This is a genomic window from Arenibacter troitsensis, assembly GCF_900177645.1.
Lineage (GTDB): Bacteria > Bacteroidota > Bacteroidia > Flavobacteriales > Flavobacteriaceae > Arenibacter > Arenibacter troitsensis.
Genome location: NZ_FXAO01000005.1, coordinates 296,140 through 318,992, shown reverse-complemented (window position 1 = coordinate 318,992; position 22,853 = coordinate 296,140). Strand labels below are relative to the sequence as shown.

General features: G+C 40.9%; 18 protein-coding genes. 11 read left to right on the top strand and 7 right to left on the bottom strand.

Annotated elements, in window-relative coordinates:
- The first annotated feature begins 58 nt into the window (after positions 1–58).
- Both B9Y87_RS13260 and B9Y87_RS13255 read left to right on the top strand, forming a co-directional pair.
- Positions 59–1,327, top strand: coding sequence for a Gfo/Idh/MocA family oxidoreductase (locus tag B9Y87_RS13260; RefSeq protein ID WP_085499472.1), 1,269 nt, complete (start codon positions 59–61; stop codon positions 1,325–1,327).
- Between the two features lie 20 nt (positions 1,328–1,347).
- Positions 1,348–4,749 (top strand): DUF1080 domain-containing protein, encoded by a 3,402-nt coding sequence (locus B9Y87_RS13255; RefSeq protein WP_085499471.1) that lies wholly within the window; start codon positions 1,348–1,350, stop codon positions 4,747–4,749.
- A 157-nt stretch (positions 4,750–4,906) separates the two neighbouring features.
- On the opposite strand, the gene B9Y87_RS13250 is transcribed toward B9Y87_RS13255, so the two are convergent.
- The 3 genes from B9Y87_RS13250 to B9Y87_RS13240 all read right to left on the bottom strand — a co-directional run bounded on the left by B9Y87_RS13250 (position 4,907) and on the right by B9Y87_RS13240 (position 9,082).
- Entirely contained in the window at positions 4,907–7,471 is a 2,565-nt protein-coding gene (locus tag B9Y87_RS13250) for a TonB-dependent receptor (protein WP_085499470.1), read from the bottom strand.
- Positions 7,455–8,363 (bottom strand): FecR family protein, encoded by a 909-nt coding sequence (locus B9Y87_RS13245; RefSeq protein WP_085499469.1) that lies wholly within the window; start codon positions 8,361–8,363, stop codon positions 7,455–7,457. The genes B9Y87_RS13250 and B9Y87_RS13245 overlap by 17 nt, the downstream gene beginning before the upstream one ends.
- Before the next feature lie 206 nt (positions 8,364–8,569).
- Positions 8,570–9,082 (bottom strand): RNA polymerase sigma factor, encoded by a 513-nt coding sequence (locus B9Y87_RS13240; RefSeq protein WP_085499468.1) that lies wholly within the window; start codon positions 9,080–9,082, stop codon positions 8,570–8,572.
- Between the two features lie 115 nt (positions 9,083–9,197).
- On the opposite strand from B9Y87_RS13240, the gene B9Y87_RS13235 reads away from it, so the two are divergent.
- The 4 genes from B9Y87_RS13235 to B9Y87_RS13220 all read left to right on the top strand — a co-directional run bounded on the left by B9Y87_RS13235 (position 9,198) and on the right by B9Y87_RS13220 (position 14,905).
- Positions 9,198–10,955 (top strand): hypothetical protein, encoded by a 1,758-nt coding sequence (locus B9Y87_RS13235; protein ID WP_085499467.1) that lies wholly within the window; start codon positions 9,198–9,200, stop codon positions 10,953–10,955.
- Positions 10,956–11,093: 138 nt separating this feature from the next.
- Positions 11,094–12,431, top strand: a complete 1,338-nt coding sequence (gene ffh, locus B9Y87_RS13230; protein ID WP_085499466.1) for a signal recognition particle protein — start codon at positions 11,094–11,096, stop codon at positions 12,429–12,431.
- Positions 12,432–12,763: 332 nt separating this feature from the next.
- A complete protein-coding gene (locus B9Y87_RS13225; protein WP_085499465.1) occupies positions 12,764–13,648 on the top strand; it encodes a bifunctional 5,10-methylenetetrahydrofolate dehydrogenase/5,10-methenyltetrahydrofolate cyclohydrolase in 885 nt (294 codons plus the stop codon).
- Positions 13,649–13,837: 189 nt separating this feature from the next.
- On the top strand, positions 13,838–14,905 hold the full coding sequence (locus B9Y87_RS13220) for a sensor histidine kinase (RefSeq protein WP_085499464.1): 1,068 nt from the start codon (positions 13,838–13,840) through the stop codon (positions 14,903–14,905).
- A 118-nt stretch (positions 14,906–15,023) separates the two neighbouring features.
- On the opposite strand, the gene B9Y87_RS22320 is transcribed toward B9Y87_RS13220, so the two are convergent.
- Positions 15,024–15,158 (bottom strand): hypothetical protein, encoded by a 135-nt coding sequence (locus tag B9Y87_RS22320; RefSeq protein WP_262483181.1) that lies wholly within the window; start codon positions 15,156–15,158, stop codon positions 15,024–15,026.
- A gap of 207 nt (positions 15,159–15,365) precedes the next feature.
- On the opposite strand from B9Y87_RS22320, the gene B9Y87_RS13215 reads away from it, so the two are divergent.
- The 5 genes from B9Y87_RS13215 (at position 15,366) to B9Y87_RS13195 (ending at position 20,892) form a co-directional block, all read left to right on the top strand.
- Positions 15,366–16,529 carry a dipeptidase gene (locus B9Y87_RS13215; protein ID WP_085499463.1) on the top strand — a complete coding sequence of 388 codons (1,164 nt, stop codon included), beginning with the start codon at positions 15,366–15,368 and terminating at the stop codon, positions 16,527–16,529.
- A 163-nt stretch (positions 16,530–16,692) separates the two neighbouring features.
- Positions 16,693–17,880: an enoyl-ACP reductase FabV gene (fabV, locus tag B9Y87_RS13210; protein WP_085499462.1), complete on the top strand. Its 1,188-nt coding sequence runs from the start codon at positions 16,693–16,695 to the stop codon at positions 17,878–17,880.
- 59 nt (positions 17,881–17,939) lie between these two features.
- Positions 17,940–18,800: an alpha/beta hydrolase gene (locus B9Y87_RS13205; RefSeq protein ID WP_245808708.1), complete on the top strand. Its 861-nt coding sequence runs from the start codon at positions 17,940–17,942 to the stop codon at positions 18,798–18,800.
- A gap of 268 nt (positions 18,801–19,068) precedes the next feature.
- Positions 19,069–20,040 carry an aldo/keto reductase gene (locus B9Y87_RS13200; protein ID WP_085499461.1) on the top strand — a complete coding sequence of 324 codons (972 nt, stop codon included), beginning with the start codon at positions 19,069–19,071 and terminating at the stop codon, positions 20,038–20,040.
- 15 nt (positions 20,041–20,055) lie between these two features.
- Positions 20,056–20,892, top strand: coding sequence for a sugar phosphate isomerase/epimerase family protein (locus tag B9Y87_RS13195; RefSeq protein ID WP_085499460.1), 837 nt, complete (start codon positions 20,056–20,058; stop codon positions 20,890–20,892).
- A gap of 32 nt (positions 20,893–20,924) precedes the next feature.
- On the opposite strand, the gene B9Y87_RS21950 is transcribed toward B9Y87_RS13195, so the two are convergent.
- The 3 genes from B9Y87_RS21950 to B9Y87_RS13180 form a co-directional block, all read right to left on the bottom strand.
- Positions 20,925–21,350 carry a VOC family protein gene (locus B9Y87_RS21950; protein ID WP_085499459.1) on the bottom strand — a complete coding sequence of 142 codons (426 nt, stop codon included), beginning with the start codon at positions 21,348–21,350 and terminating at the stop codon, positions 20,925–20,927.
- A gap of 99 nt (positions 21,351–21,449) precedes the next feature.
- Positions 21,450–22,289, bottom strand: a complete 840-nt coding sequence (locus B9Y87_RS13185; RefSeq protein WP_085499458.1) for an alpha/beta fold hydrolase — start codon at positions 22,287–22,289, stop codon at positions 21,450–21,452.
- 13 nt (positions 22,290–22,302) lie between these two features.
- Complete coding sequence (locus B9Y87_RS13180; protein WP_085499457.1) at positions 22,303–22,851, bottom strand: hypothetical protein; 549 nt, start codon at positions 22,849–22,851, stop codon at positions 22,303–22,305.
- Positions 22,852–22,853 lie beyond the last annotated feature (2 nt).

Below are 22,853 nucleotides of genomic sequence, written 5' to 3'. Positions count from 1 at the left end.
TGTTTTTATTTGTGGTTTTAAATATGGAAACTTCAATTAATTAATAGAATATATATAGATGGAGAAAAAATCAACGAGCCGTAGGGATTTTGTTAGGAAGTCGCTGGTGGCAGCTGCAGGAATCAGTATAATTCCGAGACATGTCATGGGGGGTACTAATTTTATTCCGCCTAGTGATCAATTGACCAAGGCCGTTATAGGTGTTGGGGGCATGGGCCAAGGGCATTTGGACTATGAAGGAACAAGACTTTTGGCCATTTGTGATGCTGATGCCAATCATCTTTCCAGTACCCTTCAAAAAGTGGGAAGCGGTGTAAAGGGATATCGCGACTTTAGGGAAGTTTTACAGCGCCCGGATGTTGATATTGTGCATATAGCCACTCCTCCCCACTGGCATGGTCTTATGTCTATTATGGCGGCTGAAGCCGGAAAGGATGTTTGGTGTGAAAAACCGATGACAAGAACTATAGGTGAAGGTAAAAAGGTAGTGGAGGCCATGCAACAGCATGGAAAGATGTTCCGCTTAAATACATGGTTCCGTTTTAAGGATAATTTTTACGGAATGGGTACTCCGGTAAAAAAGTTGAAGAAGGTAGTGGATAGTGGTGCCCTTGGGTGGCCGCTAAAAGTGACCATTAGCGGGATTACCGGATTTAATTGGAAATTCTATTGGGTTGGTAAGGAAAACTTAACCCCTCAACCTGTGCCAACGGAGTTGGATTACAATATGTGGCTTGGGCCGGCACCGGAGAAGCCTTATCATCCGCATAGGGTGCACGGTACCTTTAGGGGATATTGGGACTATGATGGTGGTGGATTGGGTGATATGGGCCAACACTATATTGATCCGGTACAGTACTTTTTAGGAAAAGATAACACCAGTCCCGTTAAGGTGGAGGTGGATGCGCCAGAACAACACTATGATGCCATAGGTACCTGGAGAAGAATTACCTATACCTACGCCGATGGTTGTCAAATTATTCTCGATGGTGAAAACAGGGATAAGGATGCTGCTTATATTGAAGGGCCCAATGGGAAAATATATAACGGATTTAAATCTACCATCCCCAATATTGAGGGCTTGATCAATAGCATACCAGATCCGGAGGAGCAGATTACCGTATTCTCGGAATCCGTAAAAACCAGGCAAAAATTTGCTCTTAACGAAGAGAACGGCCACCGTTCCGCCACTGTGGTGAACATGGGAATTATTGCCTTGAGATTGGGGCGTACCTTAGAGTTTGATCCGGAAAAACAAGAGTTTATCAATGATGAGGAAGCCAATAGATTAATAGATCAACCAATGAGGTCCTCTTGGGCTTATTAACCAAATACTAGAATTGTAAAATGAATACAATATATAAAATTACAAGTGTGCTAATGCTATTTATGGGCACACTTGCCATTAGTGCACAGGACAATAGAACCTTGGACACCAAAGTGGCCGATATTTTGATGCAATTGCCAACGGAAGACCTGGATCATTCGGATCGTTTAATGCAGGAAATAATCGACTTGGGTGAGGATGGGATCCTAAAAATTACGGATAAACTTGTTCCGTTAGGGAGCGGGGATGATACCAAAGCCAGGTATGCCATCCAGAGCGTAGCTATTTATAGTGGTGGGAAAGAGCCCTTAATTCAGAACGGTGTAGTTGAAAATACATTATTAAGGGCACTGGGGTCCGCTTCCAACAATGAGGTTAAGACTTTTTTAATGGACCGATTAATTTATGTGGGAACAGATGTAAGCGTAGCGGTCTTGAGCAAGTATCTGCCCAATAACGATCTGTTTAAACCTGCATTGGCCGCTTTAACTGCCATTGGTACCACCGATGCCTCCTTGGCTATTTTGGAAGCTACAGAGATAGGGGACGTAAATAAACAAGCTGCTTTTATTGAGGCTTTGGGAGCCTTGCAATTTGCTCCAGCAGAAGAGGTTTTGAAAGCCAAGGTAAATTCATCCTCCATAATTGTACAACAAAGAGCTTTAATGGCTTTGGCCGAAATAGGCAGTCCAACTTCATATGAGGTGTTGGAAAAGGCTGTTGCTGGTTCCAATTATCAATTGGATGATACAAAGAGTATTATAGCCTTTATCCATTATGGCAATAAATTGCAAAAGAAAGGCAATAAGGACCTAAGTAACACCGTGGCCAACGCCTTGCTTAAAAATTGCAAGCTGGATGACCAATTGCATTATCGGTCTGCGGGAATTCATATATTGAGTGCCAATGAAGGCACTGCCTTTACCAAGACTTTATTGAAGGAATCCAAGAACGGCAATAAGAATTACGTTGGTGCCGTGTTGGATGCCGCTGGTTCCGACCTTTCCTCCACGGAGGTAGCCCAATGGGTAAAACAGTATAAGAGGTCATCTGCTGAAATTAAGCCGCTTATAATTCGAATGCTTGGTAATAGCGAAGAAGCACTTGTTTTTGATAAGGTTATTTTGAATGCAGTAGAACATAAGGATGTTGCTGTACGGGAGGCCGGAATAAAATCCTTATCCTATCAAGATAAGAACAAGGCCTTGCCGGTATTGTTCAACAGTTTAAAATGGGCTAATACCCCTGAGGAATATACTGCTGTTGAGGAAACTTTGTTGAGATTGTGCGATGCCAAGGATAGTGGGTTGTTGGCCGGTCAGCTACCCAATGTAAATGAGGCGGGCAAGGAAGTTTTGATCAATGTATTGGCGGCCAGGAATGCCACTGACCAGTTTGATACCCTGATAGGATATATCGGTTCGGGAAGTGAAAAGGTTGCTCGTGCAGTATACAGGGCTTTGCCGTCTATTTCAGCGGACAAAGACTTTTCAGCCCTAATGAACCTATTGAACAAAGCCGATAAATCCGAGAATATAAAAAATGCGCAGCAGGCCATTTTAATTATTCTGGATGCTAGCAATGGCAAATACGCAGATACTGTGTTTAAAGAGTATAAGGGGGCTACGGATAAATCCAAATTGTTGCCGGTATTGGCTTCCTTAAGTAACCAAGAGGCTTTGGAGTTGGTTTCCCAAAGACTTTCTACAGGTAAAGACAATGAGAAATTGATCGCCTTGGATGCGTTGTCAAGCTGGAAAAATAATGATGCTTTACCATATCTGTTTAAGACGGCTACCACAAGCACTGATGATGCAATAAGAAAAAATGCCTTTGACAACTATCTTGCCAAGGTAAGAAAATCGGATTATCCAGATGATCAGAAGTTATTACTGGTTAGGAAATTGATGCCGGAGGCCAAAACCCTTGCAGAAAAGAAGCAGGTACTTTCCGCAGTACGAAATGTAAAAACCTTCCTTTCATTAATTTTTGTTTCGGAATATTTAAATGACGAGGAGCTTTTGACTACTGCATCAAATGTAGCAATTGCCATTGCTTTGCCAACTCCTGGTAAACAGGATGGTTTAAGTGGTGAAGTGGTTAGGGATATAGTGTCCAAAAGTATCGATAACCTTACAGGTCCGGATAGCCAGTATATTAAAATTGACGTGAAGGAGTTTTTGGATAAAATGCCTTCAGATAAAGGCTTCGTGCCCATCTTTAATGGCAAGGACTTTACAGGATGGGAAGGATTGGTACAAAATCCAATAGCACGGTCCAAAATGTCTCCCAGAAAATTGGCGGCCGAACAGGCCAAGGCCAATGAACAGATGATGAAAGATTGGTATATAGAAAACGGTGTTATCGGTTTTAAAGGGGAAGGATATAACAATATCTGTACCATTAAGGATTATGGCGATTTTGAAATGCTCGTAGATTGGAAGATTACCAATGGTGGTGACAGCGGTATTTATTTGAGGGGCACGCCACAGGTTCAAATATGGGATACTGCAAGAGTGGATGTAGGTGCCCAAGTGGGGTCTGGTGGTTTGTACAACAATCAGAAGCATGAAAGCAAACCGTTGCAGGTGGCCGATAACCCTATAGATGAATGGAATACCTTTAGGATTAAAATGGTTGGTGAACGCGTTACGGTACATTTAAATGGGGTCTTGGTAACCGACAATGTGGTCTTGGAAAACTATTGGGATCGCAAGCAGGCAATTTTTGCCAAAGAGGCTATTGAATTGCAGGCCCATGGGGAAGACCTAGGGTTTAGGAATATTTATGTAAGGGAAATTGGTTCTGGCGATGAACAGTTGACCGAAGAAGAAAAGAAAGAAGGTTTTAAATCTTTATTGAATGGGAAGGATCTTGATCATTGGGTAGGTAATAAGACCGACTATGTCATGGAAAATAATGAGCTTCTTGTACGCCCTAAAAGAGGTGGACATGGCAACTTGTTTACAGCGGAAGAATATTCGGATTTCATTTTCAGGTTCGATTTTAAATTAACTCCTGGTGCTAATAACGGTTTGGGTATCCATGCGCCATTGGAAGGGGATGCCGCCTATGTAGGTAAGGAATTGCAGATTTTGGACGATACTGCTGAGATTTATGCCAATCTAAAGCCTTACCAATACCATGGGTCCGTATATGGTATTATTGCAGCCAAAAGAGGAGCCCTGAACCCGGTAGGGGAGTGGAATTCACAAGAGGTAATCGTTAAAGGAAATCATATTAAAATAACCTTGAATGGTACCGTCATTGTGGATGGCGATTGGAAAGAAGCGTCCAAGAACGGGACGGCAGACCATAAGGAACACCCAGGCCTGGAAAGAAATACAGGACATATTGGTTTCTTGGGGCATGGTGCCGAACTTGCCTTTAGAAATATTAGGATTAAGGATTTGAGCAAATAATTTGATTGATTATTTATTTATATGCCGGGAGTTTTGGATAGGTATTATCCTAGGCTTCCGGCTTTTTTATGGCAGTAATCCAAGTTCTATGAACAACAAGTTCCTAAAGCAGTGATTCGTCATAGCTTTATATTGCTGAAAAACTTGGATAGGAAAACTAAAAGCTCATTCGGAAACTAAAGTTGGGTGTAATGCCCAATGATACCCTTTCTATCGTTTCAATTTCGTTTTGTTCATTTATCCTGTAATAGATATTCAGGATATTTTTTTTGTTAAAAAGGTTTAAGACGGAAGCACCTACGGACGATTTTATTCCTTCGCTTATCTTAAAGTTGTAGATAAAAGAAGCATCGGCCCTGAGGTAGGCTGGGAGTCTGCTACTGTTGGGTTCCTCGTAATTAATTTGGTTGGGGAAAACATTTAGGATTAAGGCATTATTGCCCTCTTGTGGCTTGGTGTAGGGTCTTCCTGTGTGATAATTGGCTCCAAGTCCCATTCTAAAACTTTTGTAAGTATAGGTGCCGGCAAAGGTTATGGTGTGCCTAATGTCCAAATTGTTGGGGAACTGGTTGGGCGTTATATTCTCAAAAGTGTAGTTATTGGTGTTATAGGCATAACTGAGCCATGTGCTATAGGTTGTTGTTTTTTTGTTGATCAAGAATTCGATTCCAGATACATCGTATTTTCCTATTTCGCCGTTAAATTGATCCTGGTTTTGAAATCCCTGTGTGGCCGTACTTATTCCGTCCACCTTTTTATAAAATCCTTCAATACCTACATAGAGTGTATTTTTGTCATAGTTTAGCCCAAGGGATATTTGTTTACTTTTTGTAATGGGCAGTATTTCATTGTCCGAAAGTATCCACCGCCTTTTCTCAATCCCCAGAAAATTTTGTTCCAGATCTATAATTTGGTTTGTGGTCTGACTTTTAAATTCTCCCAACAATTCGGTCTTAAGACCGTCTGTTAATGTATAATTTAAATTTAGTCTTGGTTCTAGGATAAATTCATCAAAAGTTTTAAAGGTCTTCAGGTTTTTAATGTAATTGAGCCTAAGTCCGCCTCTGGCATTAAACTTTTCATTTTTCGATCTATAATCCAATTCTGAAAATAGGGAATGGGTCATTATGACCCCTTTTATATTGCTTTTGTATGCCGGTTGGGTAACTTGGGTAAAGTTGGTTATGCCTACCTCATTAAGTTGATATCCATTCAGCCAATTAAGGTTATGGTTCAACTTATAATTGGTATTCAACTTAATTGCCTTTTCCAAAACTTGGTTGCTTTGAAAGAGCTGTTGGGATGGTGAAGGGATGTTTTGGGAATCCAAATTGTAACGGGTGTAATACAGGTTTAAATGGGTGCTCCATCTTGGTGTCCATGTACTTTCCAAGCTTCCCCCAAAAGAAAGATTGGTCTGTTCCAATAAACTTTTGGAAGTGCCGCTCTCGTTTTCTTCAGTGTATTTAAGGTGGTTGTTGGTATTGATAAAACTCAATCTTGCCTTTTGGTTTTCATTGATGTCGTAAAGCAGCTTGCCCGTAAAATCATAGAAATAAAAATCCTCGTCCCTAACGATATTTTCAGGATTGGAGGTGTTGTTGTTTTCCTTGACCTCGCTGTCCTGGAACACTTTATCAAAAAAACGATTGTAAGTTGGGGTACTTATAAAATCTGTGGTAGAACGCCTCCCCGAAAACTGAACGGAAACTTTCTCGGAAAGGGGTAGTTGTCCAAAAATATCGCCACTTAATAAATTAAATCCTGCCCCGCCAACGAATGATTCGCTGATATTATTTCTGGTATTTATATTTATTACACTGCTTACCCCATCCCCATATTGTACGCTGGTTCCATTTTTAATGATGTTCACATTTTCGATCAAATAGGGATTAAAGGCAGAAATCAGACCAAAAAAATGCCCGGAATGGTACATTTTTATTCCATCCCACAAGACTAAATTTTGGTCGTTGGTACCTCCCCTTACATTAATATCGGACACGGTCTCATCTACACTCTTAATTCCGGGCAAGGCTTGTATGGTCTGCAGTACATCGGGTTCTATAAGACCTGGTAGAATTCCAAATTTATCTGTATTGAGTTCAATGCTGGCATCGGGTTCTTTGGTAATACCGGTGGTAAGAAATTGATATACCACAACTTCTTCCAATTCCTGATAATTTGGGGAAAGTAAAATGGTCTTGCAGGGATTGTTGCCGGCCAGTTCTTCCGCGCTTATAAATTTAGTTTTAAAGCCAAGGTGTTTAATAGCGATATTGGCATTTCTGGGTACCCCATTTATAGAGAATTGTCCTTCCAGGTCCGTAATTTGGGATATATTACTGCCCAGAACCTGCACAGTGGCATTCATGATGGTGCTGTTCTCAAAATTGTCGACCACATTGGCACAGATATCCACGAACTTGCTTTTGGATATGGCAAAATAGCGGTCATTAAGTTTTGTAATATCCAGTAGGGTCTGCTTGCGGAGTTCTTCCAGTATTTGGGGTAGTGCAGTGGTATCCGGAATGGAAAACTGCAATTGCCCCAAGTCTTGGTCTACATAGGAGAACTTAATGTTGTACTCCCGTTCCAGTTCTTCCAAATAGCCAATTAAATTTACTTTTCGGGCGCTATTTTCTTGTGCCCAATTGGAATAAGGAACTAGTAGAAACAAAAATAGGGCAATGGGAAATACAACGTATTTATGGTGTTTCAGCATAGAACAGCACTTTATTCCCCTCTAATTTAAATTTGACCTGAGAAGGAGTACTTATACTTTGCAACGCTAATTCTTTGTCCGTATTGCTAAAGGACCCCGTAAATAATTGATCGGTGTCAATATTTTCGGTAGCGACCTCAATATTAAATTGTCTTTCAAATTCATCCAAAACAAATTTTAAGGGAATACTCTTAAAGTTGCTTTCGTTCCGGATCCAAGAGGGTTCCTTTGTGTTCGGTATTGCCATAGTCTGCAATTCCCCATTAATAACCACCAGGGAATTACCGGCCGGAAGTTTAATCTCTTCCTTGTTGTAGGTTACGCTTACCAAACCTTCGTAACAGGCCACTTCGAAATATCCTTCTCTATTTTCTACATTAAATTGGGTGCCCAGAACGGCAACGGTTCCGCTTTCTGTAGTTACGGTAAAACGCTTTCCTTTTGCTACTTTAAAAAAGGCCTCCCCTTGCAGTGCTATATCCCTTTTTTGGGACCATTTTTTTTCGCTGTACGAAATTTGGGAATCGGCATTTAGTTGAACCTCGGATGCATCAGGAAGAACTATTTGGGTCCTTTCCGCATATTGCGTACTTATTTTTTCGTCTAAATTGCCATAGTATAAAAAGGAGGCAACAAAAATCAGGGCCATGGCAGCAGCGATGCCCATGTATTTTTTATAGGCATGAAGTTTAATTACCTTGCCTTTAGAGTTGTCCTTGTTTTTCTTAAGGTCTTCCCAAGCCTTGGCCATGTCAAAGTCTGGCGCTGCCAAATTATTGGTGGCCTCCCGTAGTTTTAAATACGAGGCATATTCTTTGGACTCCTTAAATTTAGCCAACTCCTCTTCCGTGAGTTCGTTGTTGAGCCATTTTGCCAAATAATTTTCTTGCATGGTTTCTAGCTTTATATAGGTATAACAATCAAAAAAGAAAATACCCTACTTTTAAATCAACATTTATTATTGGTATTGCGATTTTAATATTGGGTACTGGGATTGGGACTGCAGATTAATATATAAATTTTATAATCCTATTTAACATAAAACAATCCAAGTGCCCATGTACTCATTACTAATTTCTTTGTACTCATTACCGTTCTTTAAATTCCTTCAATCTGTTCCCTAAGCGTTTTTAGGGCCAGGTGCATTCTTTTTTCTATGGCTTTTACGCTTACCCCTTCCATATCGGCTATTTCCGCATATTTCTTTCCGTCTATCCTGTTTAATAAAAAGGTGGTACGTTGGTTTTCGGGCAAAGCTGCCAAAGCCCGTTCCAGTTTTTCTTTATATTCCTGTTCTTCCAATATAAAGTCTGGGGATTCGTTTACCACCGCACTGGTGTCAGGGGCGTATTTCAATCTAACTTTTTCGGCCTTTAGAACATTCAGATATAAATTGTTGGCAATGGTATATACATAGGACTTTGCTTTATCTGGGGCAACTTTGGAACAGTTTTCCCATAATTTTATAAAAGCTTCCTGTACTACATCATACGCTTTTTCTTCATTGCCAAACTTATAATATATATAGTTAAAGACCGTTTTGGAATAAGTGTTGAAGATTGAGGCGTAAACGTCATCCTTGCATACATGTTCTTCTTTGATAGCTTTCAAGCCTGTTTGTTTTTATTTTTTTTCAAAGATATTTTAAAAAAAACGAAAAATTGGGTAGGGTATTTTAAAAGTGAGTTGTTTTAGGGATATACGAACAAATAAAAACCAAATCGTTATGAAAAAGTTTATGTCATATTTAATGTTCTCGAGCCTACTTCTTGTAGCATTAAGTTTTACTTCCTGTCAGGAGGAATTTGAAGAATTGCCTGGTGAGGACAGCCAGGAAGCCATATTGGCAAGTTCCAGTACGGCACAATTAATAAAAAGAACTTCCTCTAAAGATGGTTCCTATGATAATATCGTGGATGGAGCCAGTTGTTTCGCCATCAACTTTCCTTATGTGGTAAATGTAAATGGCTTGGATATCAATATCAATGCTGTTGAAGATTTAAAACTGATAAAGCAAATTTTTAATGAAGTAGAGGTAGATGATGATATCTTGGAAATTATTTTTCCTATACAGATAACTTTATCGGATTATACCGAAATAACTATAAATAGCAAGGAGCAACTACGCGAGAGGGTAGAGGAATGTATTGAAGGTGGGGATGACGATGATATAGAATGTATAGATTTTGTGTATCCAATCGTAGTGTATTCCTTTGATATTAATCTGCAGCAAACCGGTAATGTAACTGTGGAAAATGATATGCAATTAAGACGTTATTTTGCTGAGCGTGGAGATGATGATCTTCTGAGTTTTGATTTCCCAATTACCTTGGAGTTATATGATGATACCAAGGTTAGTGTAAGTAATAATGCTGAATTGGCCAATGCTATCGAGACGGCCAAAAGTAAATGTGATGAGGATGATGATGACGATTATGATGATGACTTTACCCAAGAGCGTTTGGAAGAATATCTTGTTGCCTGCCCCTGGTTGGTGAATGAAGTAATAAGGGCCAATGTGGACAACACAGGTCAGTATTTTGATTATGTAATGAATTTTACCGAAGACGGCAATGTGGTTATGAAAGATAGGGTCGGTAACAGCTTAATGGGAACTTGGAGCACCAGAATTGGGGAGAACAGGGTATTGCTGAAGTTGGAGTTCGAAGCTTTGGCCGATTTTGATCTGGAGTGGTTTGTTTATGATCTGGAAGATGGTAAAATTAAATTGTATGCCGGGGAAGGGGAGAAGATCATTATGAAAAAGGCATGTGGTGTGGTAGACAATACACCAGATACCTTGAGGGAAATTCTGAAGGAATGTAGCTGGGTCATAAAAAAAGTAAAGCTGAACAACGAAGATGTCGATAGGCTTTTAGGATATGAGTTTAGTTTTCATGCAGAAGGAGTGGTAACTTTAAGTAGCGAGTCCAGTATTTCCGAAGGAACATGGGCTATTACTACCAATGCCCAAGGACGTTTGGTAATGGCAATTACCATGGGAGACGAGCCTGGGGTAAGCTTTGAGTGGTTGTTGTCCGATCTTAGGGACAAACGCCTGAAGTTTAATATTGAGGATTCCAACTATGAGCTTATTTTAGAAAGGGTTTGTGATAATAATTCCGATGATGGCGATGTGGCCGAGATAAGGAACATACTTATGGGCGGCGAATGGATGATAGCAAAATATACGGAGGGTGATAATGATGAAACCCAGGATTACGCTGCATTTACCTTTGCTTTCCAGGCAGAACTTGCCGTTAATGTTACAACAGGGGAAACCGGACCTACTTACCCAGGACTTTGGAGAATAATCAGGGATAGTGAAGGGGAATTGAAATGTTATCTTAATTTTGGATTGGCAACCGCAATGCAGGATTTAATGGACGATTGGAAAATTGTTTCCGTGACCAATAGCCGAATTGAGCTTAAAGACATTAGCGGGGATAACACTACGGAGATCCTGGTCTTCGAAAAGAAATAAAAATTTTGCCCCAATTTTTGGAAAAGGGTGGCTTCTTACAGAAGCTGCCCTTTTTTTACATTTATATTTTTCATCCCAAGCTTCACACTTACGGCAGTTATTCTTAAATTTGCGCTTTCCTGATAATACAGTAAGACTATGTTTGATAATTTAAGTGAAAAGTTGGATAAGGCGTTACATGTTCTAAAAGGACATGGACAAATTACAGAGATCAATGTTGCGGAAACCTTAAAGGAGGTGCGTAGGGCGCTTTTGGATGCGGATGTCAACTTTAAAATTGCCAAGGAGTTTACCAACAAGGTTAAGGAAAAAGCATTGGGACAGGATGTGTTGACCTCCCTTCAACCTGGCCAGTTAATGGTAAAATTGGTCAAGGACGAGCTTACGGAACTTATGGGCGGAGACGCCGAAGGCATCAATTTGTCCGGTACACCCTCCGTAATCCTAATGTCCGGTTTACAGGGTTCGGGTAAAACTACCTTTTCGGGAAAATTGGCCAATTATCTTAAGACCAAAAAGACTAAAAAACCATTGTTGGTGGCCTGTGATGTATATAGGCCTGCGGCCATAGACCAATTGCATGTTGTTGGGGAACAGATTGGCGTTGAGGTTTTTTCGGACCGCGGAAACAATGATCCCGTTGCCATCTCAAAAGCTGGTATTGCCCATGCAAAGGCCAATGGATTTAATGTAGTTATTATAGATACGGCAGGTCGTTTGGCTGTGGATGAGCAAATGATGAATGAAATTGCCAATATCCATAAAGCCATTCAGCCTCAGGAAACCCTGTTTGTGGTGGATTCCATGACTGGTCAGGATGCTGTTAATACCGCCAAATCATTTAACGACGTTCTTAATTTCGATGGGGTAATACTAACAAAGTTGGATGGTGATACCCGTGGTGGTGCGGCCATTTCAATTAAGTCGGTGGTAAACAAACCTATAAAGTTTATTGGTACCGGGGAAAAGATGGATGCCATAGATGTCTTTTATCCTTCCCGTATGGCCGAACGTATCCTAGGTATGGGAGATGTTGTGTCTTTGGTGGAAAGGGCCCAAGAACAGTTTGATGAGGAAGAGGCCAGGAAAATTCAAAAGAAAATTGCCAAGAACAAATTTGGTTTCGATGATTTTTTAAGCCAGATACAGCAGATAAAAAAGATGGGTAGTCTTAAGGATCTTATGGGGATGATCCCAGGAGCTGGAAAGGCATTGAAAGGGTTGGATATAGATGATGACGCCTTTAAACATATAGAGGCCATTATATATTCCATGACTCCGGATGAACGATCTACCCCGGCAAAATTGAACGCCAGTCGTAAAAAGCGAATTGCCAAGGGAAGTGGTACCAGCATTCAGGAAATAAATCAATTGTTGAAGCAATTTGATCAAATGAGCAAGATGATGAAGATGATGCAGGGCGGCGGAGGCAAAAAGATGATGCAGATGATGGGGGCCATGAAAGGGATGAAATAATATTATTTAAGGTTCAAGGTTCCTGGTGTAAATGAGATGTCCAAATGGCAAAGGTTGAAAGGTTTAAAGACTTGGAAATATGGTAGTTGGATCGGGGAATAGGATAAATATTTTATCAGCAAGTTGACAGATGCTGATAGTAAAAATTTGGAAACCCAGGTTTGGTTGAAATTTACCGAATCTTGTCAAAATATATCTGCTGTTAATAAAAAGGAACCTTATTGAAGGAAGTTTGGAAACAGGACGATTATTACAATACATGATTAACAACCCGGGCAAGTATGGTGTTTAAGGGACTGCCAACTGCCACTGTAAACTGAATACAAGAAAAAATGGAATTACTGGACGGTAAAAAAGTATCGAATCAAATTAAGGAGGAAATAGCCGCTGAGGTGGCTAAAATGAGGGAGCGCGGAGAAAAGGTACCACATTTGGCTGCAGTTATTGTCGGAAACGATGGCGCCAGTCTTACCTATGTTGGTAGCAAGGTAAGGTCTTGTGAGAAAGTAGGATTTGAATCTACTTTGGTTCAGTTGCCAAGCACCACCTCGGAACAAGAATTGTTAAAAAAGATTGAAGAGCTTAACCAGGATGAGGATATAGACGGATTTATTGTCCAATTGCCCTTGCCAGAGCAGATCAATACACAGCGTGTTCTGTTGGCGGTGGATCCGGATAAGGATGTGGACGGATTCCACCCTACCAATTTTGGAAAAATGGCCTTGGATATGAGTACTTTTATTCCTGCCACGCCTTTTGGTATATTGGAACTATTGGAAAGGTATAAGGTAGAGACTAAGGGGAAACATACCGTTGTTATTGGTCGTAGTCATATTGTGGGTAGACCTATGAGCATACTTATGGGCAGGAAAGGTTGGCCTGGAAACTCCACGGTAACCTTGACGCATAGCCATACCAAAAATATTACCCAGATAATTTCACAGGCCGATATCGTTATTTCCGCCTTGGGGGTCCCCAACTTTTTAAAAGCCGAAATGGTAAAGGATGATGCCGTAATCATAGATGTGGGTATTACCAGAGTGCCGGACGAAACCAAAGAAAAAGGTTATTATATAACAGGGGATGTGGATTTTGAAAATGTGAGCAAGAAAGCCGCTTACATTACTCCGGTTCCTGGAGGTGTAGGGCCAATGACTATTGCCATGTTGTTGAAAAATACCTTGTTGGCGCGGGAAAGGCATAGAAGCCAAAAATAATGTTCAAAAGACCGCCATATATTTGGTCTGCCGTTTTTTCTTTTCTAGATGCCCGCTAGTTGCTGCTTTTAAATGGTAGCCATATAGTTTGGTTATAGGGAGCATGGAGGGGTCTAGTGTTGGGAATGACAGGGAGAAGTATTTATTTAATGGTTAAAAAACGTATATTGCCCATATCTTATCAGCAGCATGCAAGAAACTACCAGTCTTAGCTTAGAGCCCTTTTTTAATCTTTCCATGGATTTATTGTGTATAGCCGGTTATGATGGCTATTTTAAAAAAGTAAATCCTGCTGTGGTAAAACTTTTAGGTTATTCGGAAGAGGAATTGTTCTCTAGGCCAATTAGAGAATTTATCCACGAAGAAGATAGGGATCTTACCGCTCGGTACAGGGAAAATTTGAAAAACAATTTGCCTTTGGTGAATTATGAAAACAGATACGTTTGTAAATCGGGGGAGGTTATTTGGCTGCATTGGACTTCCATACCCTTGGATGAAGAGAAATTGGTATATGCTATAGCCAAAAATATTACCCATAAAAAGAAATTGGAAAAGGAGCGTATAGAGCATTTGATAAACTTGGTCGATAAAAACCATGAGTTAAAAAGGCTTAATTATACCACCTCCCATGATTTAAGGTCTCCAGTAAACAATCTATTGTCCATATTCGGGTTTTTGGATGTTAGTAAAATAGGTGATGATGAAATATTGGAAACCTTAGATTATATGAAGATGGCTACAGAAGGTCTCAATAGATCCCTAAACAAATATGTAGACCTTTTAAGTAAAAAAGACAACGCTAACATTGAGTTGGAAGAAGTTGATTTTGAATCAATACTCAAACAGGTCAAGTTATCCATAAGTTCCTTGTTGGTCAATGCCAATGTAACTTTTAAGGTCGATTTTTCGGCCCTAAAAGGAATAAGGCATAATGTGAACTATATGGAAAGTGTTTTTCTGAACCTGATGACCAATTCCATAAAATATGCCAAGCCAAATGTGCCCCCCGTTATTTCCATAACATCCAGGATAATGGAAGATAGGAAACAGTTGGTCTATACGGACAACGGACTTGGTTTTGACATGGATAAAGTTGGCGACAAGATCTTTGGATTAAATCAGAAATTCCACAACAATCGGGACAGTAAAGGGGTTGGCCTATATTTAGTATACAATCATATTACAAATCTGGGGGGTGAAATTTCGGTAGATAGTGCTGTTGACCAGGGCACTACGTTTACCATTACCTTTAAATAACACGCCGATATCCATTCCGTTTGGGTTGTTGGCGAACTGTAAAATATGGACAAAAGGGATTTACTAAAGGTTGGGTAGCCTTTAAATAAATCTCTTTTGATGTTTTTATCTGATGATGTTAAAGCACTTGCTCGGTGTGTGCATTGTCCGTTGGGGTAAGGACATCAATTTTTTCTTCATCTTCGTCGTTGGTACAACTGCTGATGGTTAGGGAACAAAATAGGAATGCGGCTAAATAGATTACTTTTTTCATGAGTTCAGATTTTAGTAGGTGTGTCTAAATTCAATTTAATGCTATAACGTTCAATTCGTATTTTTGTTTTGTAGCTATTTGTGTTTCAGACGTACATAAAAATGATGTCTACCTATTTGGGGGATTTAGATGTATAATTCGAGGCGTTTTATAACGGTTTTTAATTTATTTTGATTAATTTTTGGGTCACAAAACTGGCGGGATTGAATGAAAAAATTTCTTAGGTACACTTTGGCCATTGTGCTCTTTTTATACTTTTTGGCAACGTTTATTGTATCCCCCATTTTGGACAAGCAAATGAACCTTGTTGAGTATAGTGATCCTAGGCAACTGGGGAGCGAAGCTAAGGAATTGTATAATTCTCTGGAATTTATAGCCGACTTGCATTGCGATGCTTTACTATGGGATAGGGACTTGACAAAAGAGTTGGATTATGCCCATTTGGATTTTCCGCGAATGCAACAGGCAAATATGAGCTTGCAGGCGTTTACCATTGTTACCAAATCTCCCAAAGGACAGAATTTTAAGCAGAATAGTGCGGACGCCTTTGATAAGATTACAATGTTGAATTTCGTACAGGGCCGACTGCCGGATAAGTGGTTTAGTCTTTATAAGCGGGCCGTGTATCAGGCGAGGGCTTTGCAGGACTACCAAGAGAAGTATTCAGGCAAGTTTCAATTGGTGAAATCGCGCCAAGATTTAAAAAATTTGATAGAATTAAAGAAAAAAGACCCGGAGGTAATCGGAGGTTTTTTAGGAATTGAGGGGGCGCACTGTTTGGAAGGGAATTTGGAAAACCTACAAAATCTCTATTATGAAGGGGTAAGAATGTTGGCTCCGACACATTTTTTCGACAATGAACTTGGAGGTTCTGCGCATGGTATTTCCGGGGCCGGACTCACCGATTTCGGAAGGGAGGTGATCCACGAGATGAACCGCTTGGGTATTATTATAGATTTGGCACATGTCTCCCCCAAAATGATAGATGAAATTCTAGACCTCACAAACAGACCGGTACTGGTGTCGCACACCGGTGTTAAGGGGACCAAGGATAGCCCACGGAACATATCTGACCAACATATTAATAGGATTGCTGCATCTGGTGGACTAATAGGAATTGGATTCTTTAGGGGAGCAATAAAAGGGGAGATCAAGCACATTGTGGAGGCCATGAAGTATGTCCGTGATCTAGTAGGTATTGAGCATGTGGCCCTAGGTTCCGATTTTGACGGGGCGGCTACTACACCTATAGACGTTACCGGCCTGCCCTTTATTGTTCAGGAATTAATGAACCAAGGATTTTCTGAATCGGAAATCAGAGCCATTATGGGCGAGAATGTAAGGCGGTTTTTAATGGGACAATTACCATAGTATTGGTGCTGTTTTCATTTAAATCCTAATTATAGGATGCAATTTTGCCCACTTCAACTTTATCTTTTGAATCTTTTATATATCTTCGATAATTGGGAAAATTATAAATAATATGCACTATTACATATCCCCCATGGGGAAAGTGCAGAAAATAAATTAAGAAATGATAATAGAGCCTAGAACACGCGGATTTATTTGCCTTACCTCCCATCCTAAAGGATGTGAACAAAATGTTATTGATCAAATTGAATATATAAAATCCAAGGGAGCCATTGACGGGGCCAAAAAAGTTTTGGTAATAGGTGCTTCCACCGGATTTGGCCTAGCTTCCAGGATTACCAGTGCCTTTGGATCCGGAGCTGCTACCATAGGGGTGTTTTTTGAAAAACCCCCCGCAGAGGGCAGACCGGCCTCACCAGGTTGGTACAACAGTGCGGCCTTTGAGAAAAAGGCACATAAGGCAGGGTTGTACGCCAAAAGTATAAACGGGGACGCTTTTTCCAATGAAATAAAAAAGCAAACCTTAGACCTGATCAAGGCGGATTTGGGACAAGTGGATATGGTTATTTACAGTTTGGCTTCACCGGTAAGGACGCATCCGGAAACTGGGGTAAGATATAAATCGGTGCTAAAGCCAATAGGGGCAAAATTTCAGAACAAAACAGTGGACTTTCATACCGGGGTAGTATCCGAAGTGTCCATAGAACCGGCCCAAGGGGATGATATAGACAATACCGTGGCCGTCATGGGAGGTGAAGATTGGAAAATGTGGATCGATGCCTTGAAAAATGAAGGGCTGCTTGCAGAAGGATTTACTACAATAGCCTACTCCTATATTGGCCCTTCACTTACGGAGGCCGTGTATAGAAAAGGTACCATTGGTCGTGCCAAGGATCATTTGGAGGCTACAGCTTTTACCATATCGGATAGTTTAAAACCGTTAAATGGGAAAGCATATGTTTCCGTAAATAAGGCATTGGTAACCCAGGCAAGTTCTGCCATACCGGTAATTCCGTTATACATATCCCTATTGTACAAGGTGATGAAGGAAGAAGGTATACACGAAGGCTGTATTGAGCAAATTCAGCGTTTGTTCCAAGATCGGTTGTATGCGGACACAACGCCTACAGATGATGAGGGAAGAATACGTATAGATGATTGGGAAATGCGTACGGATGTGCAGGCCAGGGTAGCAGAACTATGGAAGGAGGCCACTACGGAAACCTTGCCTAAAATTGGTGACCTTAAGGGCTATGAAAAGGATTTCTTCAATTTGTTCGGGTTTATGGTAGAAGGGGTGGATTATGATGAGGACGTGAATGAAATAGTGGAAATTCCTGGGCTTCAGTAAATATTTGTCTCCCTTACCCAATCCTAAATTTATACTGCTTCGGTAGAAATTTGATAAATATGCGAAACAATCCAATATTCCTATGTATGCTAATGTGCCTGGCCGTCTCCAACGCGCAGACCGGAAAGGTATTTGATGCACTCACAATGAAGAGTGAAATCCTAAAAAGTGAAAGGAAATTTGCCGTATATCTGCCTCCGGATTACGAAACTTCCAATAGGAGTTACCCTGTATTGTATTTGTTGCACGGTGCTGGCGATGATCAGACGGGTTGGGTGCAATTTGGAGAGGTGTTGCGTATTGCGGATAACGCCATTAAAGAGGGCAAGGCTACTCCTATGGTTATTATTATGCCAGACGCCAATACGGGAACCAGGGGATACTTCAATTCCATAAAAGGGGATTGGAGGTATGAGGATTTCTTTTTCGAAGAGTTAATGCCCTTTGTAGAGAAGAAGTATCGCATTAAGGGGGAGAAACGTTTTAGGGCCATAGCCGGACTTTCCATGGGAGGAGGTGGATCATTTATGTACGCATTGCGCCACCCTGAGCTATTTTCTTCGGCCTGTCCTTTAAGTGCCTATATCGGGGCCTTGAGTTTGGACGATTTTAGACAAAGGTTGAAAAGCAATAATGAGAGTTATGAAGATGGGCTTGTAAGTGCCTATTATGAAAAGCACAATGCCCTTTCCCTGATACAGGCTTCATCCCTGGAAGATTTAAAATCGGTTAGATGGTACATAGATTGTGGGGACGATGATTTTCTTTATGAAGGCAACAGTTTAGTGCATATTGCCATGAAAAAGAAAGAGGTGCCCCACGAATATAGGGTGAGGGAAGGACGCCATAGTTGGACCTATTGGCGGGAGTCCCTTCCAGCGGTTTTGGAGTTTGTGTCCGATGCCTTCCATCAATATTGATGTATCAATAAGGTGAGTTCGATTGATTTTAATGGTAAATGGGTTGGTTAATGCAATGTTGTCCGGTAGAGCCTTCCCGTTCCGTTCGGGCGGGCGCAGTCGAGACCTCATTTTAAAGATGAAATTGTCAATAACCTCTCAACTGCGCTCGAGGGAACAGAGTATTAGCTTTAATAGATTGGTCTTTAGGTATTTGTATTTAATTTTAAATTAAACTCACATTAACCAGTATCCGGGATTGATCGGAGCAAAAAAGTAAAGAAGAAAAATGATTTTTAGAAAATTTGGTAGAACGCAGTGGGATGTAAGTGAAATAGGATATGGAATGTGGGGCATGGGCGGTTGGACAGAGTCCGACGATCTATTGTCTGCCAAGTCATTGGATCTGGCGGTGGAAAATGGAGTTAATTTTTTCGATACCGCATGGGCCTATGGTCATGGGCACAGTGAAAAATTACTCGGCGATCTATTACGGAGGTTTCCCAATAAAAAGCTCTTTACCGCCAGCAAGATTCCAGCTAAAAATTTTAAATGGCCGGCAAAACCGGAATATAGTTTAGAGGAATCCTATCCTCCGTCCCATATTGTGGAATATACGGAGAAAACCTTGATCAATTTGCGCACAGAGCAATTGGATTTAATGCAGTTCCATACCTGGGACGATAGTTGGTCCGATCGCGAGGAGTGGCAAAGAACTGTTGAAGATTTAAAAAAATCAGGGAAGGTTGCAGCCATGGGTATCAGTGTAAACCGATGGGAGCCAGAAAATGGTATCAAGGCCCTTAAAACAGGAGCTTTTGATGCGGTGCAGGTGATTTACAATATTTTTGACCAAGCTCCCGAGGATGTACTTTTTCCCTTATGTTCAGCCATGGATATCGCTGTTATTGCAAGGGTTCCTTTTGATGAAGGAACCTTGACCGGAAATATTACCAAAGAAACCCAATTTCCGGAAGGGGATTGGAGGGGGACGTATTTTGTTCCCGAGAATTTAATAGCGAGTGCGGAAAGGGCAGACCTGCTAAGGCCATTGGTTCCGGAAGGAATGACCATGGCAGAAATGGCTTTGCGCTTTATTACAATGAACAAAACGGTAAGTACTATTATTCCTGGAATGCGCAAGGAAAGGAACGTATTAATGAATACGGCCTTGAGTGATGGTAATGGCTTGCCAATCGACTTATATCAAGAATTGAAAGGCCATAGGTGGGATAGAAAACCAACCTCATGGTCACAGTAATCTAAAGAAAAGAAAATGACAACTAGAAAAGATTTTTTAATGCAGTCAGGAATGTTGGCAGCAGGAGTGGTTTTATTGCCATCCTTTACTTTGCCGTATAAGAATCCAAAAAAGAATTTAGGGGTTCAATTATACACCTTTCGCAAGGAGATGTTGGAAGATGCTGTTGGTACCTTAAAGCGAATAGCGGCCTTGGGAATTAAGCAAATTGAGTCGGCAAGAAGCACCAAGGGACTATATTACGGTCTAAAGCCAACAGAAATGAAAGATGTTTGTGAAGATCTTGGTATGACCCTTAGAAGCGGACATGTAGCCCTGGACGAACATTGGAAAGAGACTATGGATCAGGCGGCCGAGGCCGGACAGGAATATCTAATTTGTTCCTCCTTGCCAACGGCAGGACAAACGGTGGACAACTATAAGGCCGTAGCCGAAGCCTTTAATAAGGCAGGGGAAGAGTGTAGCAGTAGAAATATTAAATTCGGATACCACAATCACGAATATGAATTTGAATCCGAAAACGGGGAAGTGTTCTATGATATCCTGTTGAAAAATACCCAGGCCAACCTGGTGCATATGGAACTTGACCTAGGTTGGGTCGTGGTTGCCGGTAAGGATCCATTGGACTATTTCAGAAAGTATGAAGGTAGGTTTCCATTGTGGCATTTGAAGGATATGGACATGGTGAAAAAGGAAAGTACAGAGTTTGGAAAAGGAGGGTTGGATATAGCCCAAATGCTTAAATATAAACATGAATCCGGACTGAAATATATTTTCATAGAGCAAGAGGAGTACGCCAGTACCCCTTTTGAGAGTATGACGCACAATATGAAGTACATGAAAAATCTATAAAGGTCTTCAATGACCTTAAGGTTAAGATTTGGTTATTTGGCAAACAATTGTCCCATGTCCTTAAAGGCTTTGAATTCCAGGGCATTCCCTGCAGGGTCCAGAAAGAACATGGTGGCCTGTTCGCCAACCTCTCCCTTAAAACGGATATAGGGCTCAATAACAAAACTTACCCCTTTGGTAATAAGTTCTTCCGAAAAGGATTTGAAGGTATCCCATGGGAGGACCACCCCGTAGTGCGGTACTGGAACGTCCTTGCCATCTACTGGGTTAACGTGCAATTTTTCGTCTTTGGCCTTGGGTTTATAATGGATTACCAATTGATGGCCAAATAGATTAAAGTCTACCCAATGATCACTGCTTCTACCTTCTTCACAATTTAATATCTCTCCGTAAAAGGTACGGCACTCTGCCAGATTATGGACGGGAATGGCAATATGGAAGGGAGTGATTTCGGGCATATATCAAATTCTTTTATTTATGGAATAACAGTTTACAACCTTTTAAAAATAAGCATAATTTAAATGGAAAAAGGGTATAAATGTAAATGCACCAAAAATTTAAGACATTAAAAAGTCCACTATCTGCAAGTTGATCTCTTCTTGGTGGAGGGAGTGGCCAAGTCCGGTGGTTTTTATTAATCGACTGTTTTTCCAGCTTTGGTGAAGTCGTTCGGAAGCGTTGAACGGGGTTATCGTATCCCGTTCATCATGTATGATCAGCCCCTTCTGGGCAATGGATTTGGCAAACTTGGGGGTAGAGATATCGTTAATTCGGAAGTTGAAATGCTCATACACGTGCCTATCCAAGGCCTCAAGTACCTTTTTGTTGAACTTGACCAGGTTTTGGTAATGCGCCATTAACTCGGAGAGTTCGGCCGGAGCTCCCAAGGTCACTATTTTTTCGATGGAGGTGTTTGGATTTCGATGTTGATTATGAAGGGTGGCTAATCCTCCCATGGAATGCCCAACAATATGCGTGGGCCGGAATAGGTTTATAAGATGCCGTGCACTGTCCGCATAGGTCACCACATTTAACCTATTTCCTTCGGAATGTCCATGGCCCGGGGCATCAAAGGCGATGATATTGAATTCCCTTTCCCGTAATTTTTCAATGAGATATCGCCACCTATAGGAATTGCTTTCCCAACCGTGCATTAAAAGGACGGTTTCCCCTGTACCTGGCCATTCATAGGTCTGAAGCTCAATATTGTTCACTCTAACCCTTTTGCCCAAAAACCCCTGTAAGTATTCTTGCTGTACCGGCAATATCCTTCCCTTTCTTGGGGTCGTAAAGGTTTTGAACGCCTGTTTTCCCGCCTCCTTTGCTGAGAAAAGTGTGGTAGTATTAAAATAGGCACCGTATGAAAGTGCTAAAGTACGGTAAAGTAGTTTTTGCATGGAATCCTTGCTGCTATTCCCAGCCCACCATCATATATTTGATCTTTGCCTTGTCCGGTATCTGTACGGCTTCAATATCGGTATTGTTGCCATATTGAAGGTTGCTTGGCAGTTCGGTCTTGGCAATGGTGAAGTAGGCGTCGGAGTCTTTTAGGAAGATCACCACGTTATTCAGAGCGGTTATAATTTTTTTAATACTGTGCTTGTCCTTGATGTCCTTAAAGGTGCTATTGAGTCCAACGCCTTTTTCAGTAACATATCTTGGATCGTAAATACGGATAATTTCTATTTTGGGAATACTGTCCATATTAGGGGTGAGGGTAAGTAAATGCTTGCCTCCCTTTTCATAAATGTTGATCTTTTTTACAGCGGTGCCAATCCTGGTAATTGCAGTGTCCCTAACAATGGAATCGTTGGCAAACACAGTATTAATGTCATCAAGGGTATTGGATTTCATCAGTTTGCCTACTTGGTCCTTGGCAATTACAAAATCTGTATTGGTGTTACATTGTATAAAGAGTAGCGCGCTTAATACTACGGCAAAAATTGATTTTCGTATCATTT

What these genes read in the sequence shown, in the direction of transcription:
- B9Y87_RS21950 (WP_085499459.1), bottom strand. Translation starts at nt 21,350, where the DNA reads ATGCCCGAAATCACTCCCTTCCATATTGCCATTCCCGTCCATAATCTG.
- B9Y87_RS13260 (WP_085499472.1), top strand. Translation starts at nt 59, where the DNA reads ATGGAGAAAAAATCAACGAGCCGTAGGGATTTTGTTAGGAAGTCGCTG.
- B9Y87_RS13215 (WP_085499463.1), top strand. Translation starts at nt 15,366, where the DNA reads ATGAAAAAATTTCTTAGGTACACTTTGGCCATTGTGCTCTTTTTATAC.
- B9Y87_RS13180 (WP_085499457.1), bottom strand. Translation starts at nt 22,851, where the DNA reads ATGATACGAAAATCAATTTTTGCCGTAGTATTAAGCGCGCTACTCTTT.
- B9Y87_RS13195 (WP_085499460.1), top strand. Translation starts at nt 20,056, where the DNA reads ATGACAACTAGAAAAGATTTTTTAATGCAGTCAGGAATGTTGGCAGCA.
- B9Y87_RS13220 (WP_085499464.1), top strand. Translation starts at nt 13,838, where the DNA reads ATGCAAGAAACTACCAGTCTTAGCTTAGAGCCCTTTTTTAATCTTTCC.
- B9Y87_RS22320 (WP_262483181.1), bottom strand. Translation starts at nt 15,158, where the DNA reads ATGAAAAAAGTAATCTATTTAGCCGCATTCCTATTTTGTTCCCTAACC.
- B9Y87_RS13235 (WP_085499467.1), top strand. Translation starts at nt 9,198, where the DNA reads ATGAAAAAGTTTATGTCATATTTAATGTTCTCGAGCCTACTTCTTGTA.
- B9Y87_RS13205 (WP_245808708.1), top strand. Translation starts at nt 17,940, where the DNA reads ATGCGAAACAATCCAATATTCCTATGTATGCTAATGTGCCTGGCCGTC.
- B9Y87_RS13200 (WP_085499461.1), top strand. Translation starts at nt 19,069, where the DNA reads ATGATTTTTAGAAAATTTGGTAGAACGCAGTGGGATGTAAGTGAAATA.
- B9Y87_RS13245 (WP_085499469.1), bottom strand. Translation starts at nt 8,363, where the DNA reads ATGCAAGAAAATTATTTGGCAAAATGGCTCAACAACGAACTCACGGAA.
- ffh (WP_085499466.1), top strand. Translation starts at nt 11,094, where the DNA reads ATGTTTGATAATTTAAGTGAAAAGTTGGATAAGGCGTTACATGTTCTA.
- B9Y87_RS13255 (WP_085499471.1), top strand. Translation starts at nt 1,348, where the DNA reads ATGAATACAATATATAAAATTACAAGTGTGCTAATGCTATTTATGGGC.
- B9Y87_RS13185 (WP_085499458.1), bottom strand. Translation starts at nt 22,289, where the DNA reads ATGCAAAAACTACTTTACCGTACTTTAGCACTTTCATACGGTGCCTAT.
- fabV (WP_085499462.1), top strand. Translation starts at nt 16,693, where the DNA reads ATGATAATAGAGCCTAGAACACGCGGATTTATTTGCCTTACCTCCCAT.
- B9Y87_RS13225 (WP_085499465.1), top strand. Translation starts at nt 12,764, where the DNA reads ATGGAATTACTGGACGGTAAAAAAGTATCGAATCAAATTAAGGAGGAA.
- B9Y87_RS13250 (WP_085499470.1), bottom strand. Translation starts at nt 7,471, where the DNA reads ATGCTGAAACACCATAAATACGTTGTATTTCCCATTGCCCTATTTTTG.